Raw genomic sequence first — 1141 nt, forward strand, 5'->3', positions numbered from 1 at the left:
GCTATGAAGCGTGCGGTTCAGAATGCAATGCGTCAAGGCGCTAAAGGAATCAAGATTCAGCTAGGTGGTCGTCTTGGCGGTGCTGAGATCGCTCGTTCTGAGTGGTACCGTGAAGGTCGCGTACCTCTACATACACTTCGTGCAGATGTTGATTATGCAACGCATGAAGCTAGCACAACTTACGGCATCATCGGTGTCAAAGTATGGATCTTCAAGGGTGAGATTCTTGGCGGTATCGAGCAGGTACGCGAAGCTAAGAAGAACTCACGCAAGAAGTCTGCTAAGTAAGGGGCCGAGAGATGTTACAGCCAAAACGTACCAAATTTAGAAAAGTACAGAAAGGTCGTAATCGTGGCCTAGCTCAACGTGGCGCTAAAATTAGCTTCGGTGAGTATGGTCTGAAAGCGACAGGTCGTGGTCGTATTACTGCGCGCCAAATTGAGGCAGCACGTCGTACTATCACACGTAAAGTTAAGCGTGGTGGTAAAATCTGGATTCGTATTTTCCCAGACAAGCCGATTACGCAAAAGCCTTTAGAAGTTCGTCAAGGTAAAGGTAAGGGTAACGTTGAGTACTGGGTAGCCCAGGTTCAGCCAGGCCGTGTTTTGTATGAGATTGAAGGTGTGCCAGAAGAATTGGCGCGTGAAGCTTTCGCTCTAGCAGCTGCTAAGTTGCCTGTTCCTACGACCTTTGTTGAAAGGACGGTGATGTAATGAAAGCAAACGAATTACGCGAAAAGTCTGTTGAAGAGCTAAACCAAGCATTGGTTGATGCATTGAAAGAGCAGTTTAACTTACGTCTTCGTAAGTCAACTGGTCAGCTTAACCAGCCGCATCTTTTGGCTCAAAACCGCAAAGACATTGCTCGTATCAAAACAGTATTGACGCAGAAGGCAGGTGAGTAAGATGACTGAAGTTGCAAATAACACAGCTCGTACCATCAGCGGTAAAGTCGTCAGCGACAAAATGGACAAGTCCATTACTGTATTGGTTGAGCGCAAGGTGAAGCACCCAATTTATGGTAAGTACGTTAAGCGTTCTACCAAATTGCATGCTCACGATGAAAACAACGAGTGCAATATCGGTGATGTTGTAACTATCCAAGAAACGCGTCCTCTTTCGAAGACCAAATCTTGGAATCT

General features: G+C 46.3%; 4 protein-coding genes. All 4 read left to right on the plus strand.

All coding sequences use genetic code 11. The features are described 5' to 3' along the window. Positions 1–288, plus strand: a 288-nt coding sequence (rpsC, locus tag A3738_RS18135; protein WP_068763760.1) for a 30S ribosomal protein S3, incomplete at its 5' end; no start/stop codon positions are given. A gap of 11 nt (positions 289–299) precedes the next feature. Then, complete coding sequence (rplP, locus tag A3738_RS18140; protein ID WP_068475211.1) at positions 300–713, plus strand: 50S ribosomal protein L16; 414 nt, start codon at positions 300–302, stop codon at positions 711–713. Further along, positions 713–904 carry a 50S ribosomal protein L29 gene (gene rpmC, locus A3738_RS18145; protein WP_068475111.1) on the plus strand — a complete coding sequence of 64 codons (192 nt, stop codon included), beginning with the start codon at positions 713–715 and terminating at the stop codon, positions 902–904. Before rplP ends, rpmC begins: the two co-directional genes overlap by 1 nt. 1 nt (position 905) lies before the next feature. Then, the coding region (rpsQ, locus tag A3738_RS18150; protein ID WP_068763761.1) for a 30S ribosomal protein S17 at positions 906–1141 on the plus strand (236 nt) is incomplete at its 3' end.

Source organism: Oleiphilus sp. HI0066 (genome assembly GCF_001635725.1).

Coding starts and splice junctions, on each gene's coding strand:
- rplP (WP_068475211.1), top strand. CDS start 300: ATGTTACAGCCAAAACGTACCAAATTTAGAAAAGTACAGAAAGGTCGT.
- rpmC (WP_068475111.1), top strand. CDS start 713: ATGAAAGCAAACGAATTACGCGAAAAGTCTGTTGAAGAGCTAAACCAA.